At 75.4% G+C, this 2,505-nt stretch carries 4 protein-coding genes; 3 read left to right on the forward strand and 1 reads right to left on the reverse strand.

Annotated elements, in window-relative coordinates; translation table 11 throughout:
* Nucleotides 1-135: 135 nt before the first annotated feature.
* Complete coding sequence (aroQ, locus tag G5C65_RS35380) at nt 136-618, forward strand: type II 3-dehydroquinate dehydratase (protein WP_165303154.1); 483 nt, start codon at nt 136-138, stop codon at nt 616-618.
* A gap of 6 nt (nt 619-624) precedes the next feature.
* On the opposite strand, the gene G5C65_RS35385 is transcribed toward aroQ, so the two are convergent.
* Nucleotides 625-969 (reverse strand): cupin domain-containing protein, encoded by a 345-nt coding sequence (locus G5C65_RS35385; protein ID WP_165303155.1) that lies wholly within the window; start codon nt 967-969, stop codon nt 625-627.
* 54 nt (nt 970-1,023) lie between these two features.
* Between G5C65_RS35385 and G5C65_RS35390 the strand changes: the two genes are divergently transcribed.
* Both G5C65_RS35390 and G5C65_RS35395 read left to right on the forward strand, forming a co-directional pair.
* The gene (locus G5C65_RS35390; protein ID WP_165303156.1) at nt 1,024-1,977 is read left to right on the forward strand and encodes a cupin domain-containing protein; all 954 of its coding nucleotides are present in this window, start codon (nt 1,024-1,026) and stop codon (nt 1,975-1,977) included.
* 100 nt (nt 1,978-2,077) lie between these two features.
* Nucleotides 2,078-2,505, forward strand: a 428-nt coding sequence (locus tag G5C65_RS35395; RefSeq protein WP_338146818.1) for a DUF6597 domain-containing transcriptional factor, incomplete at its 3' end; no start/stop codon positions are given.

Here is a 2,505-nt window from a genome sequence, read left to right on the forward strand (position 1 = left end):
CCTCCCTCTGCGAGGCAGTGTGCGCCCGTACCCGGGCCTCCAGCACCCTCTGCACCTCAAGACCAAGAATCACGCCCTGCCAACGAGCACGACCTCACCAGCAGAACTTCCGCGGCGAAGCACTAGGCTGCCGCCATGACCGACACTCCCGCTCCGCGCGTGCTGCTGCTGCACGGACCCAACCTCAACCTGCTGGGCGAGCGCGACCCCGCCACCTACGGCAGCACCACACTGCGGGACATCGAGGAGCGGACCACGGCACTCGGCCGGCGGCTCGGCGCCGAGGTGCACTGCGCGCAGAGCAACAGCGAGGGCGCCCTCGTCGACCTCGTGCACGGGGCGCGGCACGAGGACAGCGGCATCGTGTTCAACCCGGGCGCCTACGCGCACTACAGCTACGCGCTGCGGGACGCCCTGGAGGCCGTCACCGGACTGGGCGTCCCGTGCGTCGAGGTGCACATCTCCAACGTGCACGCCCGCGAGCCGTTCCGGCACACCTCCGTGACGGCCCCCGTGTGCCAGGGCATGGTCTCCGGGCACGGCGTCTTCGGCTACGAGCTGGCGCTGCGCTCCGTACTGCACCGCGTCGAGGAGTGGCGGGCAGCGGAACGCTCCTGAGCGGCGTCACTCCCAGGCCGCGGCTTGGGTGTCCGTCCCGGTCACCGTCGTCAGCAGCAGCACCGAGTCCTCCATCGCCGTCACGCCGTGCCGCTCCTGGGGAATGCGCTGCACCTGTCCCGCCGCCACCTCCTGGTGGCCGCTCGCCGAGGTCACCCGCACATAGCCGCGCAGCACGTGCAGGCTCGCCGCCGGAGGAGCGCTGTGCTCGTCCAGCGCGGCACCGGAGACCAGCGCGATGACGCTCTGCCGCAGCGGGCCGTCCTGGAGGAACAGATGCGCGCTGCGGCCCCGCGCGTCCTGCGCGGCCAGCGCCATGTGTTCGTCGGAGAGCGTGGTGAGGTCGTCCATCCCTCCATCGTCGCTGGCCGCCGGGACCACGCAACCGCGGCTACGCTGAGCGCCGTGGACACACTCGGGGAGCTGCTCGGCGGCGGGGCGCGGGCCAGGGGAGGACTCTTCCACCGGATGGTGCTCAGGCCCCCGTGGGCCGTGCGCGTACAGGACGGGTCGCCGCTGGCGCTGCTGTCCATGGTGCACGGCGACGGCTGGATCATCCCCGGGCGGGGCGCCCCGTGGCGGCTGCGGGAGGGCGATATGGCCGTGCTGCGCGGCCCCGAGCCGTACACCGTCGCGGACGACCCGGACACCGCGCCGCAGGTCGTCATCCACCCCGGCGACTGCTGCACCTCGCCCGACGGAGTCGACCTGTGCGAGCGGATGGCGCTGGGCGTGCGCACCTGGGGACCGGACCCGGACGGCGGGGCGCTGCTGCTGAACGGCACCTACCCGTTCCCCGGCGACCTCAGCCGCCGGCTGCTGGCCGCGCTGCCGCCCGTCCTGGTGCTGGGCGCCGAGGAGTGGGACTGCAGCCTGATGCCCGTCGTCGCAGCGGAGGTCGGCCGGGACCAGCCCGGCCAGCAGGTGGTGCTGGACCGGCTGCTCGACCTGCTGCTGATCTCCGTGCTGCGTGCCTGGTTCGCCAGGCCGGAGGCCGACCCGCCCGCCTGGTTCCGCGCCCAGGGGGACCCGGTGGCCGGGGCCGCGCTGCGGATGCTGCACGAACAGCCCGCGCACGCCTGGACGGTGGCCTCGCTCGCCGCCAAGGTGGGCGTCTCCCGGGCCGGTCTCGCCCGGCGGTTCACCAGCCTGGTGGGCAGCCCTCCGATGACGTATCTGACCCAGTGGCGCATTGAGCTCGCTGCCCAGTTGCTGCGCGAGCCGGACACCACGCTCGCGGCGGTGGCCCGGCGGGTCGGCTACGCCGACGGGTTCGCGCTGAGCGCCGCGTTCAAGCGCGAGCGCGGGGTGAGCCCGTCCGCGTACCGCGCCGCCGTCCCCGCGGGGGCGGGGAGCTGACCCTCCCGTGCCGCGCCGCGCCGTGCCGCGCCCGGTGCGGCACGGGCCGGGCCGGACCGCCGCCGGGGCCGTTGTCAGTGGCGCGCGGCATCCTGGAGCCATGTACCAGGAACGCGCGTCACGCCTGGCCGGCGCGGTGGTGTGGGCCCACGCGGTGAGCGGGCCCGGGGACGCGGGCGTCGGGCGGGTGCTGCCCGACGGCTGTATGGACCTGCTGCTGTGGAACGGCGAGCTGGTCGTCGCCGGGCCCGACACCCGGGCCCAGCTGTTCACCCGGAGGCCCGGTGACCGCATTGCCGGGCTGCGCCTGGCGCCCGGTGCGGGGCCCCGCCTCTTCGGGGTCCCGGCGCACGAGCTGCGCGATCAGCGGGTGCCGCTGGCCGCGCTGTGGCCCGAGCGCGAGGTGCGGGAGGCGGCCGAGCGGGTGGCCGCCGCCGCGGACCAGGGCGGCGCGCTGGAGTCGCTCGCCCAGCGGCGGCGGCCGGCCCTGGCCGGGCGGCCGGGAGGGGCGGGCGGCGGACCCTCCCC

Source organism: Streptomyces boncukensis (assembly GCF_011045075.1).
Lineage (GTDB): Bacteria > Actinomycetota > Actinomycetes > Streptomycetales > Streptomycetaceae > Streptomyces > Streptomyces boncukensis.